Raw genomic sequence first — 19210 nt, forward strand, 5'->3', positions numbered from 1 at the left:
AACCGGCCACGCAAAATCCTCGGCTGGGCAACACCCGCCGAAGTCTTCCAAGAACTATCATCGAACGAAACCACACCGTGTTGCACTTCGAACTAGAACCCGGGGTCGGCGCCAACCAACTCCGCAACGCCCGCGTGACGAGCGGCAGGAGGGCTGCGGCATCCGCAAACCTGTAAAGCATGTGCCAGGTAGTGGTGTTTGTGCCGGCGCGCACCCAGCCGGAGCCGAGAAACCCCGGGCACGTGGTGGCAAGATTGATGCCCGTTTGCATCCAGGCGGTTGCTTCGGCGATGCGGGCCGGGTCTACGGTGCGTTCGATCGAGACGGTGATGGGGATGTTGTCAATGAGGAGTCGACGATATCCTGCGCGACGCTCATCCGCGCACCACTTCCTGTGGGTTAACAACAGTTAACTGACGCAGGAATGTGTCGTTCTTGTTGCGAATTGTGCGAATCCTCAGTTTCTATTGCCCCAACGTTCAGGTTTGCGGTGTAGTGGCGGCCATGGGATTGGTCTACGCCATCCCTTCGGCCAGCTTTCTACTGGAGGAAAGATGAAGAACAAACGCGTCGCAGCTGCCATAGCTGTCCTCGCGGCTGGAGCCCTCGCCCTGACCGGGTGTACTCCGCCGTACGAATCAGAAGTTATTGCCGACACCGAGATCACGGTGGCGTGGAATGACCTGATTGACAACTTCAACCAAAGCAGTGCAGCAGGCAACAACACCGCAAACGCGGTCGTGCTGTACATGATGAACTCGTCGTTCCTGTACTACAACGACAAGCCTGAACTTGTGCGTAACACCGACTTCGGAACGTTCGAAAAGACGAGCGACGACCCGCTGACGGTTAAGTACACGTTGAATGACAACGTCACTTGGTCAGACGGAACTCCTATCGACTCCGCTGACCTGCTGCTGTCGTGGACGACGATCTTCGCCGGTGCTGAAGATGCTGAGGGCGAACCGCTGTTCACTCACGCAAACCCGCGCGGCGACCTTTCTACGGCCCTGCCGGAGATTGACGACAAGAGCATCACCATTGTTTACGACAAGGCCTACGTTGACTGGGAGATCCAGTACGACCTCGGTGTCGCAGCACACGGTGTTGTTGGGCTTGCTTACCCCGAGATCACCGATCCTGAGGAAGCTAAGTCGATGTTCGTCGAGGCAGTGCAAAACGACGACGTTGAATGGCTCACCCCGGTAGCTAAGGCATGGAACGATGCCTACCAAGCTCCGAGCACGCCGGATAGCGACCTCGTTGCTCTCTCGAGTGGCGCCTACGTTCTCGACGAATTGGTTGAGAACGAGTACGTCGCGCTGAAGGCAAACCCGCTCTACACGTGGGGCCCTTCACCCAAGTACGAGCGAATCATCGTTCGCCAGATCGAGGACTCAACCGCTCAGGTTCAGGCCATCGAAAACGGTGACGTGCAGATTGCTGCAGGCCAGCCAACCCCCGACGTGCTTGAGCTCGTCAAGGGACTCTCGAACGCTGACTACGTAACCGCTGACGAAGCCACCTACGAGCACATTGACCTCACGTTCAACAACGGTGGCCCCTTCGACCCCGCAACCTACGGCGGAGACGAAGACAAGGCAAAGGCTGTTCGTCAGGCATTCCTGAAGGTCGTTCCGCGTGCGGAGATCCTCGAGAAGCTGATCAGCCCGCTGAACCCGAACGCTGCGCTCCGTGACTCTGTTCTGCAGATCCCCGGCGCTCCCGGCTATGACGAGATCGCGTCGACCAACGGTTCGGCTGACTACGCCGAGGTTGACATCGATGGCGCTAAGAAGTTGCTCGCTGACGCCGGAGTTTCGACCCCGGTCGAGGTCAAGTTCTGGTACCCCGAGGGCAACGTCCGTCGTGCCACCGAGTTCGAGTTCATCCAGCAGTCGGCAGCACTCGCCGGCTTCACGGTTGTTGACGACTCGGAGCCCACTTGGGCATTCACCGACAAGGAAGCGCTGCCGATCAACCCGCACGACGCGGTTATCTTCGCATGGCAGTCCACGAGCCTCGCGCTCACTGGTTCCGACCAGTACCTCGGCTCAGGCCAGCCCAGCAACTTCGGTGGATACTCCAACACCAAGGTTGACGGTCTCCTGAAGGACCTCGAAACCGAACTGGACCCTGCGGTTCAGACCGAAATCCAGGTCGCGGTGGAGAAGGAAGTATGGGGCGACGCTTACGGCGTAACTATCTTCCAGTTCCCCGGCATCACCGTCTGGAACAACTCAGTAACAAACGTCAGCCCGAGTCCGCTGTCGCCGACCTACTTCTGGAACTTCTGGGAGTGGGCACCGGCTGACTCCGAGTAACTCGGTAGCGCCATAAGGGTGAGGCGGGCGCCATGCGCCCNTGCCCCGAAATGAGGATCACCGGTGTTGACCTTTGTCACCAGACGCCTCGTAGCCACCATTCTTGTGTTGCTTGTGGCTTCGTTCATCGTCTACATACTCACCGCAGGTTCCGGTGATCCGCTGCAAGAACTCCGCGGTAGTCGAGACCCCAATGCTCAAGACAAGATCAAATACCTGAGTGGGGTTCTCAACCTCGATCAGCCGCCCATTCTCCGCTACTTCTCGTGGCTCGGCGGCGTCGGTGCCTGCTTCATCGGGCAGTGTGATCTCGGCATCTCGGTTGCTCGCGGTGAACAGCCCGTAATCGATGCCATCAGTGGCGCCCTCGGCTCCACCCTTCAACTTGTGCTCGCTGCCACGATCCTCGCGATCGTGATTGGTGTTGCCATCGGAATGACCACCGCGCTTCGCCAGTACAGCGGCTATGACTACGTGGTCACGTTCCTCACCTTCGTCTTCTATTCGCTCCCCATCTTCTGGGTTGCTGTGCTCCTCAAAGAGTTCGGCGCCATCCGCTTCAACGAGTTCTTAGGCGATCCCGTCATACCGTGGTGGTCGATCGTGGTGATCGGCCTGGTGATGGGCTTCATTGCCTCGTCAGTAGTCGGCGGCGAACTGCGAACCCGAGTGATTTCCTTTGTCAGCGTCGGTGCCGGCATCGGAGGGATGCTCTTTTTGCTCGATATCACTCAGTGGTTCGCGCGTCCGTCCATCGGCATTATCGGTGTAGCCCTTCTGACTATCGCCACAGCTGCCATCGTGCTGTTTACCTCCACCGGATTCCAACACCGACGAGCACTGATCGCGGTCGCGATTGTGGTGGCCGTCACCCTCGCGCTCTGGTGGCCGATGCAGTTCCTGTTCTTCTACCTGAACGCTGGGTGGACGGTGCTGTTGGTCATGGTGGCGATGGCCGGTATCGGCGTAGTTGTCGGGTTGCTCGTCGGTGGCGACGCCAAAGCTGTTGTTGCGCGAACCGCCGGTCTCGTCGGTGGCCTTACCGTCATCCCACTGGTGCTCGACCAGATGTTCTTGCGCTGGGATGAATACGTTGCGCGCATCCCCCTCAGCAATGGCGTGATCGCCACCATCGGTGCATCGACTCCGGCGATCCGACGCGTGGATGACACGTGGTTGAACATGCTCGACTCGATGACCCACATGCTGCTTCCCACCATCGCGCTCATGATTATTTCGCTGGCGGCCTACACGCGGTATGCCCGCGCCAGCCTGTTAGATGTCATGAATCAGGACTACGTGCGCACAGCTCGGGCCAAGGGTCTCGGCGAACGAACCGTTGTCATGCGCCATGCCTTCCGCAACGCGATGATCCCCATTGCAACCATCATTGCGCTCGACTTTGGGGCGGTGATTGGTGGCGCTGTGATTACCGAAAGAGTTTTCGCCTGGCAGGCGATGGGCTCTCTCTTCAACGAGGGGCTCAAACGCACCGATGTAAATCTGGTGATGGGGTTCTTCCTGGTCACCGGCATCCTTGCGGTTCTCTTCAACGTTTTCGCCGACCTCCTATATTCGGCACTTGACCCCAGAATTCGGGTGAGCTGATCATGAGCGATAAGAAGCCTGTAGCCGACGACCAGTCAGTCGGTCAAGAACTCAGCATTGAGCAGCGGGCGACAGTCGGGCTCAGCCAGGGCACGATCGTTCGTCGTCGGTTCTTGCAGCACCGCGGGGCTGTGATCTCGATGTATGTACTACTTTTCCTCATTCTGCTCGCATTCACATCGGTCGGCACCGTGGTTGGCGGCACGGGTGACCTCAAACCGGATGCCAACTCGACTCGACTGATTGTTGATGGATTCCGAATTCCGGGATGGTGGACATCTACCTGGTGGGAACGCTACGACATCGTGCTTCCCGGCGGCGCCCCTACCTTTACTCTTTGGCCGTTTAGCTTCGGGGATCACCCCTTCGGCCAAGACAACACCGGTAAAGACGTCTTTGCCCGTGTCATGCGCGGAATGCAGCAGTCACTGAGCGTTGTCTTCATCGTCGGGGTCATCTCGACCGTCATCGGTGTCGTCCTCGGTGCCCTTGCTGGCTACTACCGCGGCTGGATCGACCAGCTCATCATGCGCATCACCGATGTCATCATCATCATCCCGCTGCTCGTGCTCGGTGCTGTTCTTGGCCGTACGATCGGTGGCGACGCCCTGATGCTCGCCCTGATGCTCGGGCTTATCGCGTGGACCGGCATGGCGCGACTCGTGCGGGCCGAGTTTTTGAGCCTGCGCGAACGAGAGTTTGTCGACGCCGCCCGTGTTGCTGGTGCGAGTGACTTCCGCATTATTTTCCGCCACATCCTGCCCAACACGGTCGGCGTGATCGTCGTCAGTGCGACCCTGCTGATGAGTGCCGTGATCCTGCTGGAGACCTCCCTGAGTTTCCTTGGCTTCGGAATCAAGTCACCCGACATTTCGCTTGGCCAGATCATCAGCGAGTACAACGAAGCGTTCAAGACACGGCCGTGGTTGTTCTGGTGGCCGGGTCTCTTCATCGTGGTGATTGCCTTGTGCATCAACTTCATCGGTGACGGGCTGCGCGACGCCTTCGATCCGCGTCAGAAGCGGGTGCCAACGCAAAACGGCATGGGCTCGCAAGTCATCAGCTTCTTCAAGAGCTACGTTCCCGGTGCACGCCCCGGCGACGAAACCGTCAACAAATGAGAGCGACGACGCTAGCTGAGTTTCTCGAGCTTGCCATCGTGCTCGAGTTGGCTATGCAGCGCAAGCTAGCTGACCGTGGTGAGCAGTACAGCCACGATCAGAACAACGACAGCCGCGATCGTGCGGAGGTGCCACGTGACGCGCAGCTTCGTGAACTCGCTGCCGGCGGCATCCAGATGTCCATCGTCTCGCAACTGCTCCCAGTGGGTGCGGATGATGTGCGCAGCTTGGCCCGAATCAGACGTGATCAGGTCGCCGGGTCGCACTGTGCCTGCCAGGTAGCTCGACTCCGGCAGGTTCGCGCCGTCTTGGCGCACCGCCGAGAAGACCGAGTGACGGCCGGGAGCGGGAGCCGCCCACGCCGTGACAGTGCCGTGAGCCGTTTCGAGGGAGAGCGCATATTTGGTGTCGATGCGGCGAATCTCGGGCCACGCGACCTCAACCGTGCGCACTACGTTGCGCAGCGTAACGCCGGCCGCTGTAACGAGCACCGCGGGGCGCCAGAACATGGCCCACGTCAGCAGGGAAACAACGCCGAAGACGGGCAGCACTTGCAGGGCATCCAGCCAGCGCCCTTGAATGGCCGTAATGACGAACGCAACAGCGCACGAAACAAAGATGACGATGGAAAGTACGCGCCCGAATCGCGAGTGCAGGGTGAAGTTTGGCGACACGGAACTATGTTCCCACGAGCGCACCGTATCCAGGGCGAAAGGCGAATCTCCTGATGGCTGAGACAGCAATCTCTGAGGCAGCAACGAAGACTCCCGCAATCGAGGTCACCGACCTCGGTGTCGAGTTTTGGGTCGAGGGGGAGTGGGTTGCGGCGGCGAAGAACGTTAACTACTCGCTTCAGGGCGGCGAAGTGCTCGCCATCGTGGGCGAATCGGGTTCAGGCAAGAGCACGAGCGCGATGGGGCTGCTCGGCTTGCTGCCTGAGAACGGTCGCATTTCGGGCAGTGTGAAGCTTGCGGGTGAAGAACTAGTCGGAGCATCGCTGCACCGTCTGCGTCAGCTTCGCGGTGCCGGCATTGCCGTGATCTTCCAGGAGCCGATGACGGCGCTCAACCCGGTCTACACCATCGGGTTCCAGATCATTGAGGCGCTGCAGGTTCACCACCCGGGCATGCTGCGAGTGGAAGCTCAGAAGCGGGCCCTCGAATTGCTCGCGATGGTCGAACTCCCTGACCCGAAAAAAGCGTTCGATTCGTATCCTCATCAGTTGTCTGGTGGTCAACGCCAGCGCGCGATGATTGCGCAATCCATCTCGTGTGAGCCTCGCGTGCTCATCGCAGACGAGCCGACGACGGCGCTCGACGTCACGGTGCAGGCCGAAATCCTTGAGCTACTGCACCACCTGCGCTCCAAGCTCGACAGTGCGATCATCCTCATCACTCACGACATGGGCGTTGTGGCCGACCTTGCCGATCGCGTGATGGTGATGAAGGATGGCGAAGTTGTGGAGACGGGAACAGCAGAGTCGCTGTTCGCGGGTGCCAGTCATCCTTACACTCAGGCACTCTTGGCCGCAGTGCCGCACCTCGGTTCCGCCGGCGAAGCATCCGCCTCGAAAGACAACCGCGAGGTTGTGCTCACGATGAAGGGCGTCGCGATTGAGTACCCGAAGCGTGGCCGTGTGCCAGCGTTCCGGGCTGCAGACGATATCAACCTCACGATCCGGCAGGGTGAGGTGCTCGGTCTCGTGGGCGAGTCTGGCTCGGGCAAGACCACGATCGGTCGTGCCGTTGTCGGGTTGCTTCCCGCCGTTGAGGGAACCCTCGACATTGTTGGCTCAAACATGGTCGGCATCAACAAGAGCAACCTGCGTGCGGTCCGCCGCGACATTGGCATCGTGTTTCAAGATCCGGGCTCATCGCTGAATCCTCGGATGCCGATCGGCGAGAGCATCGGCGAGCCACTTCGACTCGTGGGCGGATTCACTCGCAAAGACGAAGAAGCACGCGTGAGTCTGCTGCTCGATCGGGTGCAGCTCTCGGCCCACATGCGCAACCGCTACCCGCACGAGTTGTCTGGTGGCCAGCGACAACGCGTCGGTATCGCCCGTGCGCTCGCTCTCAGCCCGAAGCTGTTGGTTGCTGACGAACCTACCTCGGCTCTTGACGTGTCGGTGCAGGCAAAGGTGCTCGAGCTCTTTCAAGAACTCCAAAAGGAGCTCGGCTTTGCGTGCCTCTTCGTTTCGCACGACCTGGCCGTGATCGACATTTTGGCTGACCGTATTGCTGTAATGCACCGCGGAAAGATTGTGGAGCAGGGCACGCGCGATCAGGTATTGCGCAGCCCGAAGAATCCCTACACTCAGCGACTCATCGCCGCCGTTCCTCTGCCAGATCCTGAGGAACAGCGTCGACGTCGTGCTGAACGCGAAGGGCTTGTTTCTTAGCCGTCAGTTTCGGCGGTGGCGAGATTTGCCGCTTGGCCAGTCTCGCCGCTGGAAACCAGTGCCTTGATCTCTTCGGTCGTTAGTGGAACCCACGGGGTGCCGTCGGGGTCAGAGGAGAATGCCGCTGGGCTATCGCCCTGGGTCCACCACTTGGCTTCGTAGGGCACACCGCTAAACAGCACACGGTCGCCTTCTTCATAGACGGCGGTGCCGTCCCAGCTCGGGTAGGTGCCGCTCGGCAGCGTTGGCACCTCTACGGGGGTTTCACCCTCAAGCACCGGGCCGACAAGCGTCCACGGCGTTTCCCATGAATTGAGCACGGGGTTGTCGGGCAGCTCATCACGCGTCCACCACTTTGCTTGGTAGACGTTGCGGTGCCACACCACCTTGGTTCCCGCTAGGTAACTGGCGTCCTCTTGCCAGATTGCATAGGGGCTCGTAGCGGGGTCGTCAACAAAGCCGTCGGGGTTAACTGGCTCCTCAGTGGTGATGGTCTTCGCCGAACTGGCGACGTGACCTTCGAAACCGTCAGCCAAGACATCCGCAAAGAAGAGGTCGCCCTGGGCAACGCCGCTGCACGAGTCAGAAACGCGCTCGGTGTCGGCGTAGTTTGGCCCACACGTGATGTCGCGGTTGAGTGACCACATCGACATGCGCCCGGTGCCCTTTTCTAACGCGAACTCGTTGAGCGCGGCAGCATCCTTCATGGTGAAGACTTCGGCGGCGATGTCGTTCTGGCCGATCATCGGGGTAGCACCGAGTTTGGTCCAGATGGTGGCATCGGTTAGTTCGATTCCGGCGTTGTCATACAGAATGCCCAGTTGACGGTGGGTTTCTTGCAGTGAGCGAATGGATGCCGCACCGCTGGTTTCTCCTTCGGCCAGGCTCTGGCCGAAGTTCATCGTCATGATATTTACCCCGGCGATGTCGACACCCGCATCGAGCATCTGAGCGACGGCGGTGGTGCCATCTTCGGTGAGCCCGAATGTTGCTGCGGGCAGCGTGAGCCACACGGCGAGGTCATCCCCGGCCGAGCGTCGTGCTTGTTGCAGGGTGGCCATTGCGGCCGCACGTCGTTCTCCCGCAGCAGTGTCGCTGAGGTTCGCCCCTTCGATGTCGAGATCGATAGTGGTTGAGGCATAGCGCTCGAGCACCGAATCGTAGGCGGCAACGAGTTCAGCCGGGTCAGTGCAGGTGGTCGAGAGCTCGTTGTTCAGGAGTCCACCGAACGAGACGGCAACGTCGCCACCCTGCTGCTGTAGGCGAGCGATGCGGCGGTCGAGGTCGAGCGAAACTGCAGCTTCATCCATTGTGTAGGCGGTTCCCCACGTGGGGGTGCAGTTCTCAGCTGTGGCGGCAACGATGAACGAAAGCATGACCTCTTTGCCGCTGTCTTTCGTTGCGGCTTCGAACTCGTAGCTGGGGGTAGCCGTGACATCCACGTAGGCGGCAAACCAGGGGTCAGGCGCGGGATCCGCTTGGGTTGATGCCCAGGCCTGGTAGGCGAAGAGTCCGCCGGCAGCGACTGCAATGGCGACAACCGCAGCCATGACGAGTCGCCAGAACGAGAGCCTGTGGGTTGCGGTGCTCATGATCGAACCTCGCTAGGGGACTCGGCGGGCGGGAGCATCTCAGCAAAGACGATGGAATCGCGCACTTTGGTGTGCACCCCGCTGTTGTCGCCGTAGTAGAGGATCGAGCGCCAGTCGAGATCGGTCGACTCGGGTGCTGGCTCTTGCTTCTTCTTTTTGGCCTTCCGCTCGACAAAGAGCGGGCGAGTGACGCCCAACCAAATGTCGACGATGGTGTTCCAGATGCCGATGTACGACACGACAGCGAGCCCGGCGAGAACTAGGTTGAAGGCCGCGAATGCAGCGTTTCCCCAGTTGCCGGCGTTGAGGTCACGCCAGAAGGTGAAGACAGAGAACGTGATGATCACGAGTGGCGCCAGCACGTAGAGCAGCGGAGTTGAGGTGCGGTTGCGCACCTTGGGAGTGCGGGCAAACGGGATCTTCTTGCTTGTGATTGCCTGCTCAAGCGACTTGAGCACTCCCGCAAGGTTCACGGGAAGCAAAATCAGGTTGAAGCCGTAAATGCGGAAGATGTCGGTGAACTTGTAGCCGCTGTAGCGAAGGTCGCTGCCCATGGCCAGAAAATATGGTACGGCGGCAAGGAGTACTACCGGGCTGAGCAGGCGACTGTCATAGGGGTAGGCCAGCAGGAACACGAGGCCGAAGCTCGCCCACGTGATCGATGTCATGTAGTTCACGCGAAGGAAGAATTCGGTCCACGGCACGGTCTCGCCACGGGCCCGACGTTCGCGCATCTGACGCATCAGCTTGGGCATGATCAGCAGTCCACCGTTTGCCCAGCGACGACGCTGAACCACGAGCGAACCGAAGTCGGGCGGTGTTGCGCTGTAGCTGAGGCGTTCGGGATAGTTCACGAGCGTCCAGCCGTGGGCGCCAAGGTCGATGCTCGACTCGGTGTCCTCGATCACAGTGCGGTCCTGAACGTAACGCTTGACCGTGAAACCACCCTCGGTTTCGGTCTCAACAATGTCGTCGAGAGCGGCCTTGCGGATAACTGCGTTGGCCCCAACCCAGAAGGTTGCGCCGTAGTAAGACTTGCCCTGATGCAGGATGTGCTGAAGGTCAGTAGTGGCACCAGCGAGTCGCTCGATGCGAGTGCTCGCACCGCGGAACGAGGAGTACGGGGTCTGAGTTACCGCAACGCGAGAGTTGTCGGCCTGCTCAAGCAAGTAGACGAGACGAAGGCAGTAGTCGCGCAGCAGCAGCGAGTCGGCATCCAGCGTCAACAGGTATTGCGAGTCCGGGATCGACAGATCGCCGGGCTCGGCGTGGCTCACGGGGCGCAGCACGGTGCCGGTCGGGGTCTCCTCTGGGCGGTAGTTGCCGCCCATCAGGCCGATGTAGGCGTTCAGGTTCATGGCCTTGTTCGCTTCGTGCGACACCGAGGCGTAAAGCTTGCGCTCGAAGGTCGACAGGTCGGCGGTGAAGGTCCACGCGAGGCGGCGGTGCAGTTCGTGCATCCGCGCCGTCGGGGGAACCATGTGCTCGTCATAGGCTGCACCTAGGGCATCTGCCGTCAGCTGCAGTTCTCCGGCAAGCCCCTGAATGACCTGGGTGACAAAGAACTCGTCAACGTGGTCGATGCGCTGCTCATTAGCCGCCTTGTTCTCAAGCCAGTCAGCCGCCCACTGGTAGTGCTCGGTGAGCTCCTCAAGCTCGAACAGCCCGACCGTGCGGCCTAGCTGCGTGCGGCGTTCAAAGTCGGCGAGAGCGTCAGTAAAGCGCTCGCGAGGATCAGCGAGTTCAGCCTGGATCGTCTCCGCAAGCAACCGTGATTGAGCAAGCTGGGCTGCCGCATCTGGGTCGTTGGGGAACGGTGGGTCGTCGAGCAAGAGCACGACACGCAATGTTGGGTACTCCTGAAGGCACGCCGACCAGAGGGTAGCGCGCACGACATCCGGCTCCTCGCTGTAGCTGGGAACCAACACCGTGATCGAGCTCTGGTTCTCGGCGAAGTGGCGATCGAGCTCAGCGCGAGGCACACGGGCGTGCGCGCGAAAGCGTTGATAGGCCCCGTGTCTCGCGATCAGGTACATGAGCGCGGAGAAGGTGAGGAAGGTGACAACGATTAAGTACGAAATGGCTTCGGTGGTAAACCTGAAGCTCTCGGTGCCGTTGTTGATGAACTGACGCACGATCGTATAGATCACATAGGTCAGCCAGAAGACGATTGTCGCAACGATCGCGAGGCGCGCTAGCGCGATCGTGCGATCACTGGGTGCAGGATGCACGGTGGGCAATGGTTCGAGGCGCGTTTCTGAGCCCCATTGGCGGCGCCGGGCAGGCGCAACCGTACTGGTTTTAGGCATGGTTGGTGAATCTCCTATGCAAGATCCGGCGTCTTTCGGGTAGACACCGTCGGGTGATCTTGCATCGCCCAGTATTTCTAACTGAGCTTCTGTTGGCAAGAAAACTTTACTAGGTCGCGAATTGGTCTACCTGCGAGAGAGGGTCTAGTAGGCTGCGGAAACGCCCTGAATAGTGTTGTTCACCCCTGGAGGAATGGATGCCTCGTACCATCGCCATCATTGGTGCTGGGCCTTCGGGGCTTGCTGCCGCCCGCGCTCTCGATAAGGCGGGCATCCGCTATGTCGGTTTTGAGTCGGCGAAGGATGTCGGAGGCCTCTGGAATATCGACAATCCGCGCAGCACGATGTATGAGTCAGCCCATCTGATTTCCTCCCGCACCACGACTCAGTTTCATGAGCTGCCGATGGAAACCACGGCCGACTACCCCGGCCACCGTGAACTTGCACGCTACTTTCGCGCCTTCAGCGATCGTTTCGATTTGGGGCAGAAGTTTCGCTTCAGCACCACTGTTGAGCGCGTGGAACCGGCAGAAGGCGGCGGTTGGAACGTAACGACCAGCCCCAGGGATGCCGCTGACGGCATGAATGCCGGCGGAGAGCCGCAGACCGAACACTTTGACGGCGTGATCCTCGCCAACGGCACGCTAGCGCACCCCAGCATCCCAAACTTTGACGGTCATTTTGCGGGCGAGATCATTCACTCGAGTCAGTACAAGAAGGCCACGATGTTTGCGGGCAAGTGCGTGCTGGTCGTTGGTGCGGGCAACAGTGGCTGCGACATTGCGGTGGATGCGGTGCATCACTCTGACAGCATCGACCTGAGCGTGCGCCGGGGCTACTACTTTGTTCCGCGCTATCTGTTCGGTAAGCCGGCTGACACTCTCAATCAGGGGCGCCCGCTTCCGGCCCGCATCAAGCAATTCATCGACACGAGAGTGCTGAAGGCATTCACGGGAGATCCGGTGCAGTTTGGCTTCCCGCGGCCGGATTACCGCATTTATGAGTCGCATCCGATCGTGAACACGCTTGTGCTTGGTCACTTGGGGCAGGGCGATCTGCGCATCGTGCCCGCACCCGAACGCTTCGACGGCAATACGGTGCACTTCACTGATGGCACCCACGCCGACTATGACCTCATTGTTCTTGCAACCGGGTATAGCCTCGACTACCCGTTTGTTGATCGTGAACATCTCAATTGGCTGGGTATGGCGCCCGAGTTATATCTCAACATGTTTCCACCCACCTTCAACGGGCTCTATGTGATGGGCATGATTGAGGCCAGCGGAATCGGTTGGCAGGGGCGCTATGAGCAGGCCGAACTCTTGGCCTCCTATCTTGCCGCTCAGGAGAATGATCCTGCCGCCGCCGAGCACTTCAGGAAGTCCGCTGAGAACCCGTGGCCCGACCTCACCGGAGGCTACAAGTACCTGGCATTGGAACGAATGTCGTACTACGTCAACAAAGACGCCTATAGACGCACGCTGCGACGGCTGCGCAAGATCCTCACCCGAAAGGCACACTCATGACGATCGATGATGCGATGCTTAACTTCAGCGCAGGGTCGCTCATCGCGCTGAGCGTTGTACTTGGATTGATCATGTTTGGTATCGCGCTCGACACGAGCATCGAAGACTTTCGGGCAGTTCTGAAAGCACCTCGTGCGTTTGCGATTGCCTTGGTCGCGCAGCTCGTCTTGTTGCCCGCCGTCACCTTCGGGCTCACCCTGCTGTTGCAGGTCGGTCCGTCGATCGCACTCGGGATGATTTTGGTCGCCTGCTGCCCTCCCGGCAACATTTCGCAAGTGCTCACCTATCGTGCGCGGGGCAACGTCGCGCTGTCGGTTTCTATGACCGCGGTCACCAATGTGGTCTACATCGTGATGCTGCCCGTTAATCTCTCGCTGTGGGGTGGCTGGCACCCCACAGCATCCGCAATTTTGGAGAGCGTTAGCCTCAACGGCTGGCAGATGCTGTTGGAGATTGTTTTGATCATTGGGCTGCCGTTTGCGGTGGGCTTTGCCATCAAGAACCGCTGGCCAGCCTTTGCCAAAAAGGTGCAGCCGACGGTGAAATGGGTGAGCCTCTTGGCGCTGCTCGGGTTCATCATTGCGGCGCTCGCCGGCAACTTTCAGTTCTTCATCGCCTACGTGGGAGTCGTGCTGCTGGCGGTCTTCCTGCACGATGCGGTCGCACTCGGTCTGGGCTATGCGAGCGCCAGACTCGGCGGCTTGGCACTCTATGAGGCTAAGGCGGTCACTTTCGAGGTTGGCATCCGCAATGCCGGGCTTGGACTGGGGCTAGTGTTTGCTTTCTTCGGCGGGCTCGGCGGCATGGCTGTCGTCGCAGGTTGGTGGGGCATCTGGGACATCATCGCGGGACTCGCACTGGCCACCTGGTGGGGGCGCCGCAAGGCGAAGGGTGCCGGTGAGGGTTCGGGACCGAACTCCGGTGTGCCCGCGAGCGGTACGGAGGCAGTCGCATGAGTCGAGTTCTTGTGACGGGTGGCAGCGGATTCTTGGGCACCTCGGTAGTAGCCGGGTTGGCTGCATCCGATGCCATTGACTGTGTAGTGAGCGCAGATATTCGCGTCCCTAGCCCCGGCGTGCGCTTGCCCAGTGTGCTGTACGACCGCGTTGATGTGATGGAGGCTGCCGGGCTGCCAGAGTTGCTGCGTCGCCACAAGATCGACACCGTTGTGCACTTGGCGTCAATCGTGAACCCCGGCAAAAACACCACGGTGACTGAAGAGTTCGCGGTCGATGTTGAGGGGTCACGCGCGGTATTCGCTGCCTGCGTCAAGGCGGGAGTTTCGCGCATCGTCGTCTCATCGAGCGGCGCTACCTATGGTTATCACCCCGACAACCCCGACTGGATCACCGAGATTGACCCACTGCGCGGCAATGACGATTTTCCGTACAGCAAGCACAAGCGGATGGTCGAAGAGATGTTGGCCGAGCTGCGACAATCTGCGCCGCAACTGAGCCAGACCATTTTTCGCATCGGCACCGTTTTGGGTCCGACGGTCGACAACCAGATCACGGCCCTGTGGGACGGGCGTCGTGTGCTGAAGCTTGCCGGATCTGACAGTCCGTTTGTCTTTGTGTGGGTGGATGATGTTGTTGAAGTGATGGTGCGTGCAGCAACGGGCGGGCCATCAGGAATCTTCAACGTGGCCGGCGATGGCAAGGTGACGGTGAGAGAGATTGCTCTCGGTCTGGGCAAGAAGCTTCTCGTTCTGCCGCCGTGGGTCTTCGCGGTCGCGCTGTGGGTCGGGCATGGGCTGCGGTTGACGCCGCACAAGCCGGCTCAGGTCAAGTTTTTGCGCTACCGTCCGGTGCTCGATAATCGAGCGCTCAAAGAGTCATTCGGTTTTCGCCCCAGCAAGACAAGCCATGAGGCATTCAGTGCTTATCTTGAGGCGCGGGCGCTGCGATAGAGCTCTCGAGGAAGTCGGCGCACGTGTGACGCCCCTCGGAGGTGGATGTGGAGGTGGATGTGGATGAGGTCCGCTACGTGTCGGCTAGATGTCACCGAGGTGCTGCCTAGGTTCCACCAAGCCGCCGTTTAGCTGCTCGGCGGTGTCCATAAATAGGGTGTCGTGGTGGTGAGCTCGACAAAGCCGCGTCGCTTCAGGATGGGGCTGCTTTCGTCGGACGCATCGACTTGCAGGTAGGGTACGCCGCGGTCGTTTGCGAGTTTGGCGCGCGCGGCGCCGATTGCTCCGTAGATGCCTTTGCCGTTCCATTCTGGGGCCGTGGAGCCGCCCCAGAGTCCCGCAAAGTCGCTGCCGGGAGTGAACTCGATCCGGGCTCCGGAGACGATACGACCTTCAACTTCTGCCACGAACACCACGGTCAGGTCGGGCGCGACCGCGAGTTGCAATTCGAGCTCATCAACCATCCACCCAAAGTCCTCGCCCCAGACCTCAGTAAGCATGCTCGCCATCCCGACCAGGTCATCGTTGTCTCGAGCTTGACGGACCTCGACTCCGGGAGGGAGGGGCCTTGCCGTTAATAGATCTCTAGTGTGGCCTACAAGCACTGCCTCGGCTTCTTGCGCCACGAACCCGGCCCGTTCAAGTCGGCGGGGAATATCGGCTGGCAAATCGTGGGCCCGGGTCTTCCATTCCACGGCCTCGCCTCGCGCTGCAAAATAGTCGCGGTGCTCAACGATTAGTGCGTCCACTTCGTCTCCGCTGAGGTCGAGGTGCTGAGTGGTCTCGACAAACCCTTCGCTGCGACCCGTCACGCGGAGCACGTTACCGATGCGCTCGAATATCAACCCGGCCGGCGGATGCTCGGGCACGATCAGTCGCTGTTGTGCGTCATAGAGCGCAAGGAGCTCGGCAGAGGAAGTCATGGCGATCAGCGTAACCATCCGCGCGGCTGAGGGGTAGCGCGTCGTGGTGGTTGACAGCGTGCATTGAAAGTCAAAGAAAGAGAGGGGCTACGCATTATGCGTGAGCCCCTCTCGCAGGATTTTCCCCGTGCAATTTCCCCGTGCACATCCCGCACCCTTGCGGTAACCAGTCGCTTATTAGAAGAGACTGGGATTGGTCCGGTTTATGACGCGGGTTTTCAAACATTTTTTATAAATGTATTAGCACTTCACTTTGTATACAAAGATGTTGATTTCACCTTTCTTTCTGCGGGTTATTCGCCTAAACTGGCAATCTTGTATACAGTCACGGTGTCGACCGACTGAGACAATCACGGGAGGTGCGCATGGCAACACCATTGAGGGCCAGCGAGCGCGCCTACCAAGCCCTGCGCGACGACATTGTTGAGTGGCGACTCGCGCCCGGAACCATCCTCGGCGAGGTCGAGCAGGCTGCGCGGCTCGGGGTGTCACGCACCCCGCTGCGCGAAGCGCTTTCCCGACTCATGACGGATGGCCTTGTGGCGAGCCAATCCGGTCGAGGGCTTGTCGTTACCGACGTGTCGGTTAACAACATCCGCGAACTCTTTGATGTGCGCAAAGCGCTCGAAGTGAAAGCCGTGCGCCTCGCGGCCGTGCAACACACCGGCACGACCTTTGCCGACCTCGAGCGCGAGTTCGAGGCAGTTCCCCAACTGCTCGCCCGCGACGATAGTGACCGCAGTGCCTACTTCGACCTCGTGCGCCGCTTTGATGCCGCCGTCGATGATGCGGTCGAGAATGACTACCTCATCGGTGCCCTCAACTCGCTGCGCACCCACCTCGTGCGCGTGCGCCGACTGGCCAAAGACAATCCCGAGCGCTTGACTGCCGCCGCCCGCGAACACCTGCTGATCGTGCAGGCGATTGTCGCCCGGGATGCCGAACTCGCCGCCCACGCTACCCACATCCATCTCCATCACGCGCTCACGAGCGCACTAGCCATGGCCGCAGAATCCCCCCTGCGCGCCGCAAACTGAAAGGCTCCACCGTGAAGAATCACTCCCTGCGCGTTTACCGCAGCGACGAAAACTTGGTCCGCGAAGACCAGCTCGCGCACAAGATTGCCGAAATCGCTGCCGAACAACTTGAACCGACGGATGCCGTCACCGACATGGTCATCAACCGGGTGATCGACAACGCTGCTGTTGCTACCGCATCCCTCACTCGGGCGCCGGTCGTTGCCGCGCGTGCTCAAGCCGAGCGTCACCCCTACGAGCCAGGAGCCACTGTCTTCGGTTCCGACCTGCGCGTCAGCCCAGAGTGGGCAGCCTGGGCCAACGGGGTCGCCGTGCGCGAGCTCGACTACCACGACACTTTTTTGGCCGCCGACTATTCGCACCCCGGCGACAACATCCCTCCGATCCTCGCTGTTGCTCAGCACACGGGTCGCACCGGCGCTGACTTGCTGCGCGGTATCGTCACGGGTTACGAAATTCAGATCGATCTCGTGAAGGCAATCTGTCTGCACAAGCACAAGATCGACCATGTTGCCCACCTCGGCCCGAGCGCTGCGGCCGGCATCGGAACCCTCCTCGGGCTCGACACCGAAACCATCTTCCAGGCCGTCGGCCAGGCTCTGCACACGACCACCGCTACTCGCCAGTCGCGCAAGGGCGAGATCTCCACGTGGAAAGCCCACGCCCCAGCCTTCGCCGGCAAGATGGCAGTCGAAGCAGTCGACCGTGCCATGAGGGGCCAGACCAGCCCCACGCCGATTTACGAAGGCGAAGACGGAGTGATCGCCTGGATGCTCGACGGTCCCGACGCGCACTACGAGGTTCCGCTGCCCGAGCTGGGGGAGTCGCGCACCGCAATCCTCGACTCGTACACGAAGGAGCACTCGGCCGAATATCAGGCACAAGCGTGGATTGACCTCGCCCGCAAGTTGGGGCGCGAGCATCCAGAACTCACGGTCGACAACATCAACCGCATCGTGCTCCACACGAGCCACCACACGCACTATGTGATCGGCTCGGGCGCTAACGACCCGCAGAAGTATGACCCCAGTGCGAGTCGCGAAACACTCGACCACTCCATTCCGTATATCTTCACCGTGGCGCTGCAAGACCAGGAATGGCACCACGTCAACAGCTACGCGCCCGAGCGCGCCAACCGCCCAGACACTGTCGAGCTGTGGAAGCGTGTCACCACTCAAGAAGATGCCGAGTGGACGCGTCGTTACCACTCGATCGACCCCGCCGAGAAAGCCTTTGGTGGTCGCGTCGAGATCGAAATGACCGACGGAAGCCGCATCGTCGAAGAGATCGCCGTCGCTGACGCACACCCACTCGGCGCTCGGCCGTTCGCCCGCCAGCAGTACATCAACAAGTTCCGCACCCTCGCCGATGGCGTGCTTGCGAGCGACGAAATCGAACGCTTCTTAGCTGCTGCCGAACGACTGCCCGAGCTGTCGGCATCCGAACTGGGTGAGCTGACCGTGCGCGGCAACTTCCCCGCCACCACTGCCAAAGGAATCTTCTAATGCTGTACTCACAGACCGACCCCGCGACCAAGCGTGCGCAGTTCCGTGAGCGACTCGCGAGTGGTGAACTTCTGCGCGTGCCTGGCGCGTTCAACCCGCTGAGCGCTCGCCTCATCCAAGACAAGGGCTTCGATGGCGTCTACATTTCGGGTGCCGTCATCAGTGCCGACCTTGGGCTGCCCGACATTGGCCTGACGACGCTCACCGAGGTCGCTGGTCGTTCGCAGCAGATTTCGCGGATGACCGACCTGCCCAGTCTCGTCGACGCCGACACCGGTTTTGGCGAACCCATGAATGTGGCGCGCACCGTGCAGACTCTCGAAGATGCGGGTGTCTCTGGACTCCACATCGAAGACCAGGTCAACCCGAAGCGCTGCGGACACCTCGACGGTAAAGCCGTGGTCGACACCGACACCGCGCTCAAGCGCATCCGCTCGGCTGCCGACGCCCGACGCGACCCGAACCTGCTGATCATGGCCCGCACTGACATCCGCGCTGTTGATGGTTTGGATGCCGCGATGGACCGCGCGAAACAGCTCGTGGATGCCGGTGCTGACGCTATCTTCCCTGAGGCGATGAAAGATCTCAGCGAGTTCGAGGCGATGCGCACCGCCGTCGATGTTCCGATCCTCGCGAACATGACCGAGTTCGGTAAGAGCGAACTCTTCACGACAACGCAATTGAGCAATATCGGCGTAAACATTGTTATTTATCCCGTTACCCTGTTGCGTAGTGCAATGGGCGCAGCAGAACGCACCCTCGATGCGATCAACGCCGACGGCACCCAGCAGTCGGTTGTTGGCGAGATGCAGACGAGGGCTCGCCTGTATGAACTACTCGACTATGAGGGCTACAACGCTTTCGATTCGTCGGTGTTCAACTTCACGCTCGACAGTCACCACTAGACAGCCACCGCTAACTTCACCACCCACACTCGAACTTCGACTCGATACCA

At 60.3% G+C, this 19210-nt stretch carries 14 protein-coding genes and 1 pseudogene; 10 read left to right on the forward strand and 5 right to left on the reverse strand.

The window, feature by feature from the left end; all coding sequences use genetic code 11:
* Window positions 1–406 (reverse strand): annotated as a pseudogene (locus tag ABD112_RS05915) (hypothetical protein); the annotation flags it as partial.
* Window positions 407–554: 148 nt separating this feature from the next.
* Between ABD112_RS05915 and ABD112_RS05920 the strand changes: the two are divergent.
* The 3 genes from ABD112_RS05920 (at window position 555) to ABD112_RS05930 (ending at window position 5053) form a co-directional block, all read left to right on the forward strand.
* Window positions 555–2324, forward strand: coding sequence for an ABC transporter family substrate-binding protein (locus ABD112_RS05920; RefSeq protein ID WP_343924065.1), 1770 nt, complete (start codon window positions 555–557; stop codon window positions 2322–2324).
* 63 nt (window positions 2325–2387) lie between these two features.
* A complete protein-coding gene (locus ABD112_RS05925; protein WP_343924067.1) occupies window positions 2388–3932 on the forward strand; it encodes an ABC transporter permease in 1545 nt (514 codons plus the stop codon).
* 2 nt (window positions 3933–3934) lie between these two features.
* The gene (locus ABD112_RS05930) at window positions 3935–5053 is read left to right on the forward strand and encodes an ABC transporter permease (RefSeq protein WP_343924069.1); all 1119 of its coding nucleotides are present in this window, start codon (window positions 3935–3937) and stop codon (window positions 5051–5053) included.
* 65 nt (window positions 5054–5118) lie between these two features.
* On the opposite strand, the gene ABD112_RS05935 is transcribed toward ABD112_RS05930, so the two are convergent.
* The gene (locus tag ABD112_RS05935; protein WP_343924071.1) at window positions 5119–5727 is read right to left on the reverse strand and encodes a PH domain-containing protein; all 609 of its coding nucleotides are present in this window, start codon (window positions 5725–5727) and stop codon (window positions 5119–5121) included.
* 53 nt (window positions 5728–5780) lie between these two features.
* Here ABD112_RS05935 and ABD112_RS05940 point away from each other — a divergent pair, with 53 nt between their 5' ends.
* Window positions 5781–7454, forward strand: coding sequence for an ABC transporter ATP-binding protein (locus ABD112_RS05940; RefSeq protein WP_343924073.1), 1674 nt, complete (start codon window positions 5781–5783; stop codon window positions 7452–7454).
* On the opposite strand, the gene ABD112_RS05945 is transcribed toward ABD112_RS05940, so the two are convergent.
* Together ABD112_RS05945 and ABD112_RS05950 are read right to left on the reverse strand one after the other, a co-directional pair.
* Window positions 7451–9046 carry a chitinase gene (locus tag ABD112_RS05945; protein ID WP_343924075.1) on the reverse strand — a complete coding sequence of 532 codons (1596 nt, stop codon included), beginning with the start codon at window positions 9044–9046 and terminating at the stop codon, window positions 7451–7453. The two genes, ABD112_RS05940 and ABD112_RS05945, sit on opposite strands and share 4 nt — an antisense overlap.
* Window positions 9043–11355 carry a glycosyltransferase family 2 protein gene (locus ABD112_RS05950; protein ID WP_343924077.1) on the reverse strand — a complete coding sequence of 771 codons (2313 nt, stop codon included), beginning with the start codon at window positions 11353–11355 and terminating at the stop codon, window positions 9043–9045. Before ABD112_RS05950 ends, ABD112_RS05945 begins: the two co-directional genes overlap by 4 nt.
* A 197-nt stretch (window positions 11356–11552) precedes the next feature.
* On the opposite strand from ABD112_RS05950, the gene ABD112_RS05955 reads away from it, so the two are divergent.
* From ABD112_RS05955 to ABD112_RS05965, 3 genes are read left to right on the forward strand one after another with little or no spacing between them, the layout of a single operon-like run.
* Window positions 11553–12881, forward strand: a complete 1329-nt coding sequence (locus ABD112_RS05955; RefSeq protein ID WP_343924078.1) for a flavin-containing monooxygenase — start codon at window positions 11553–11555, stop codon at window positions 12879–12881.
* Window positions 12878–13837 (forward strand): bile acid:sodium symporter family protein, encoded by a 960-nt coding sequence (locus ABD112_RS05960; RefSeq protein WP_343924080.1) that lies wholly within the window; start codon window positions 12878–12880, stop codon window positions 13835–13837. Before ABD112_RS05955 ends, ABD112_RS05960 begins: the two co-directional genes overlap by 4 nt.
* Window positions 13834–14790 (forward strand): NAD-dependent epimerase/dehydratase family protein, encoded by a 957-nt coding sequence (locus ABD112_RS05965; RefSeq protein ID WP_343924081.1) that lies wholly within the window; start codon window positions 13834–13836, stop codon window positions 14788–14790. Before ABD112_RS05960 ends, ABD112_RS05965 begins: the two co-directional genes overlap by 4 nt.
* 128 nt (window positions 14791–14918) lie before the next feature.
* Here ABD112_RS05965 and ABD112_RS05970 read toward each other — a convergent pair whose 3' ends face one another.
* Window positions 14919–15713, reverse strand: coding sequence for a GNAT family N-acetyltransferase (locus ABD112_RS05970; RefSeq protein WP_343924082.1), 795 nt, complete (start codon window positions 15711–15713; stop codon window positions 14919–14921).
* Between the two features lie 365 nt (window positions 15714–16078).
* On the opposite strand from ABD112_RS05970, the gene ABD112_RS05975 reads away from it, so the two are divergent.
* Genes ABD112_RS05975 through prpB form a run of 3 tightly spaced genes read left to right on the forward strand, consistent with a single transcriptional unit; the run spans window position 16079 to window position 19160 of the window.
* A complete protein-coding gene (locus ABD112_RS05975) occupies window positions 16079–16750 on the forward strand; it encodes a GntR family transcriptional regulator (RefSeq protein WP_343924083.1) in 672 nt (223 codons plus the stop codon).
* A gap of 11 nt (window positions 16751–16761) precedes the next feature.
* A complete protein-coding gene (locus ABD112_RS05980; protein ID WP_343924085.1) occupies window positions 16762–18255 on the forward strand; it encodes an MmgE/PrpD family protein in 1494 nt (497 codons plus the stop codon).
* Complete coding sequence (prpB, locus tag ABD112_RS05985; RefSeq protein ID WP_343924087.1) at window positions 18255–19160, forward strand: methylisocitrate lyase; 906 nt, start codon at window positions 18255–18257, stop codon at window positions 19158–19160. Before ABD112_RS05980 ends, prpB begins: the two co-directional genes overlap by 1 nt.
* Window positions 19161–19210 lie beyond the last annotated feature (50 nt).

It is taken from the genome of Rhodoglobus aureus (genome assembly GCF_039527955.1).
Lineage (GTDB): Bacteria > Actinomycetota > Actinomycetes > Actinomycetales > Microbacteriaceae > Rhodoglobus > Rhodoglobus aureus.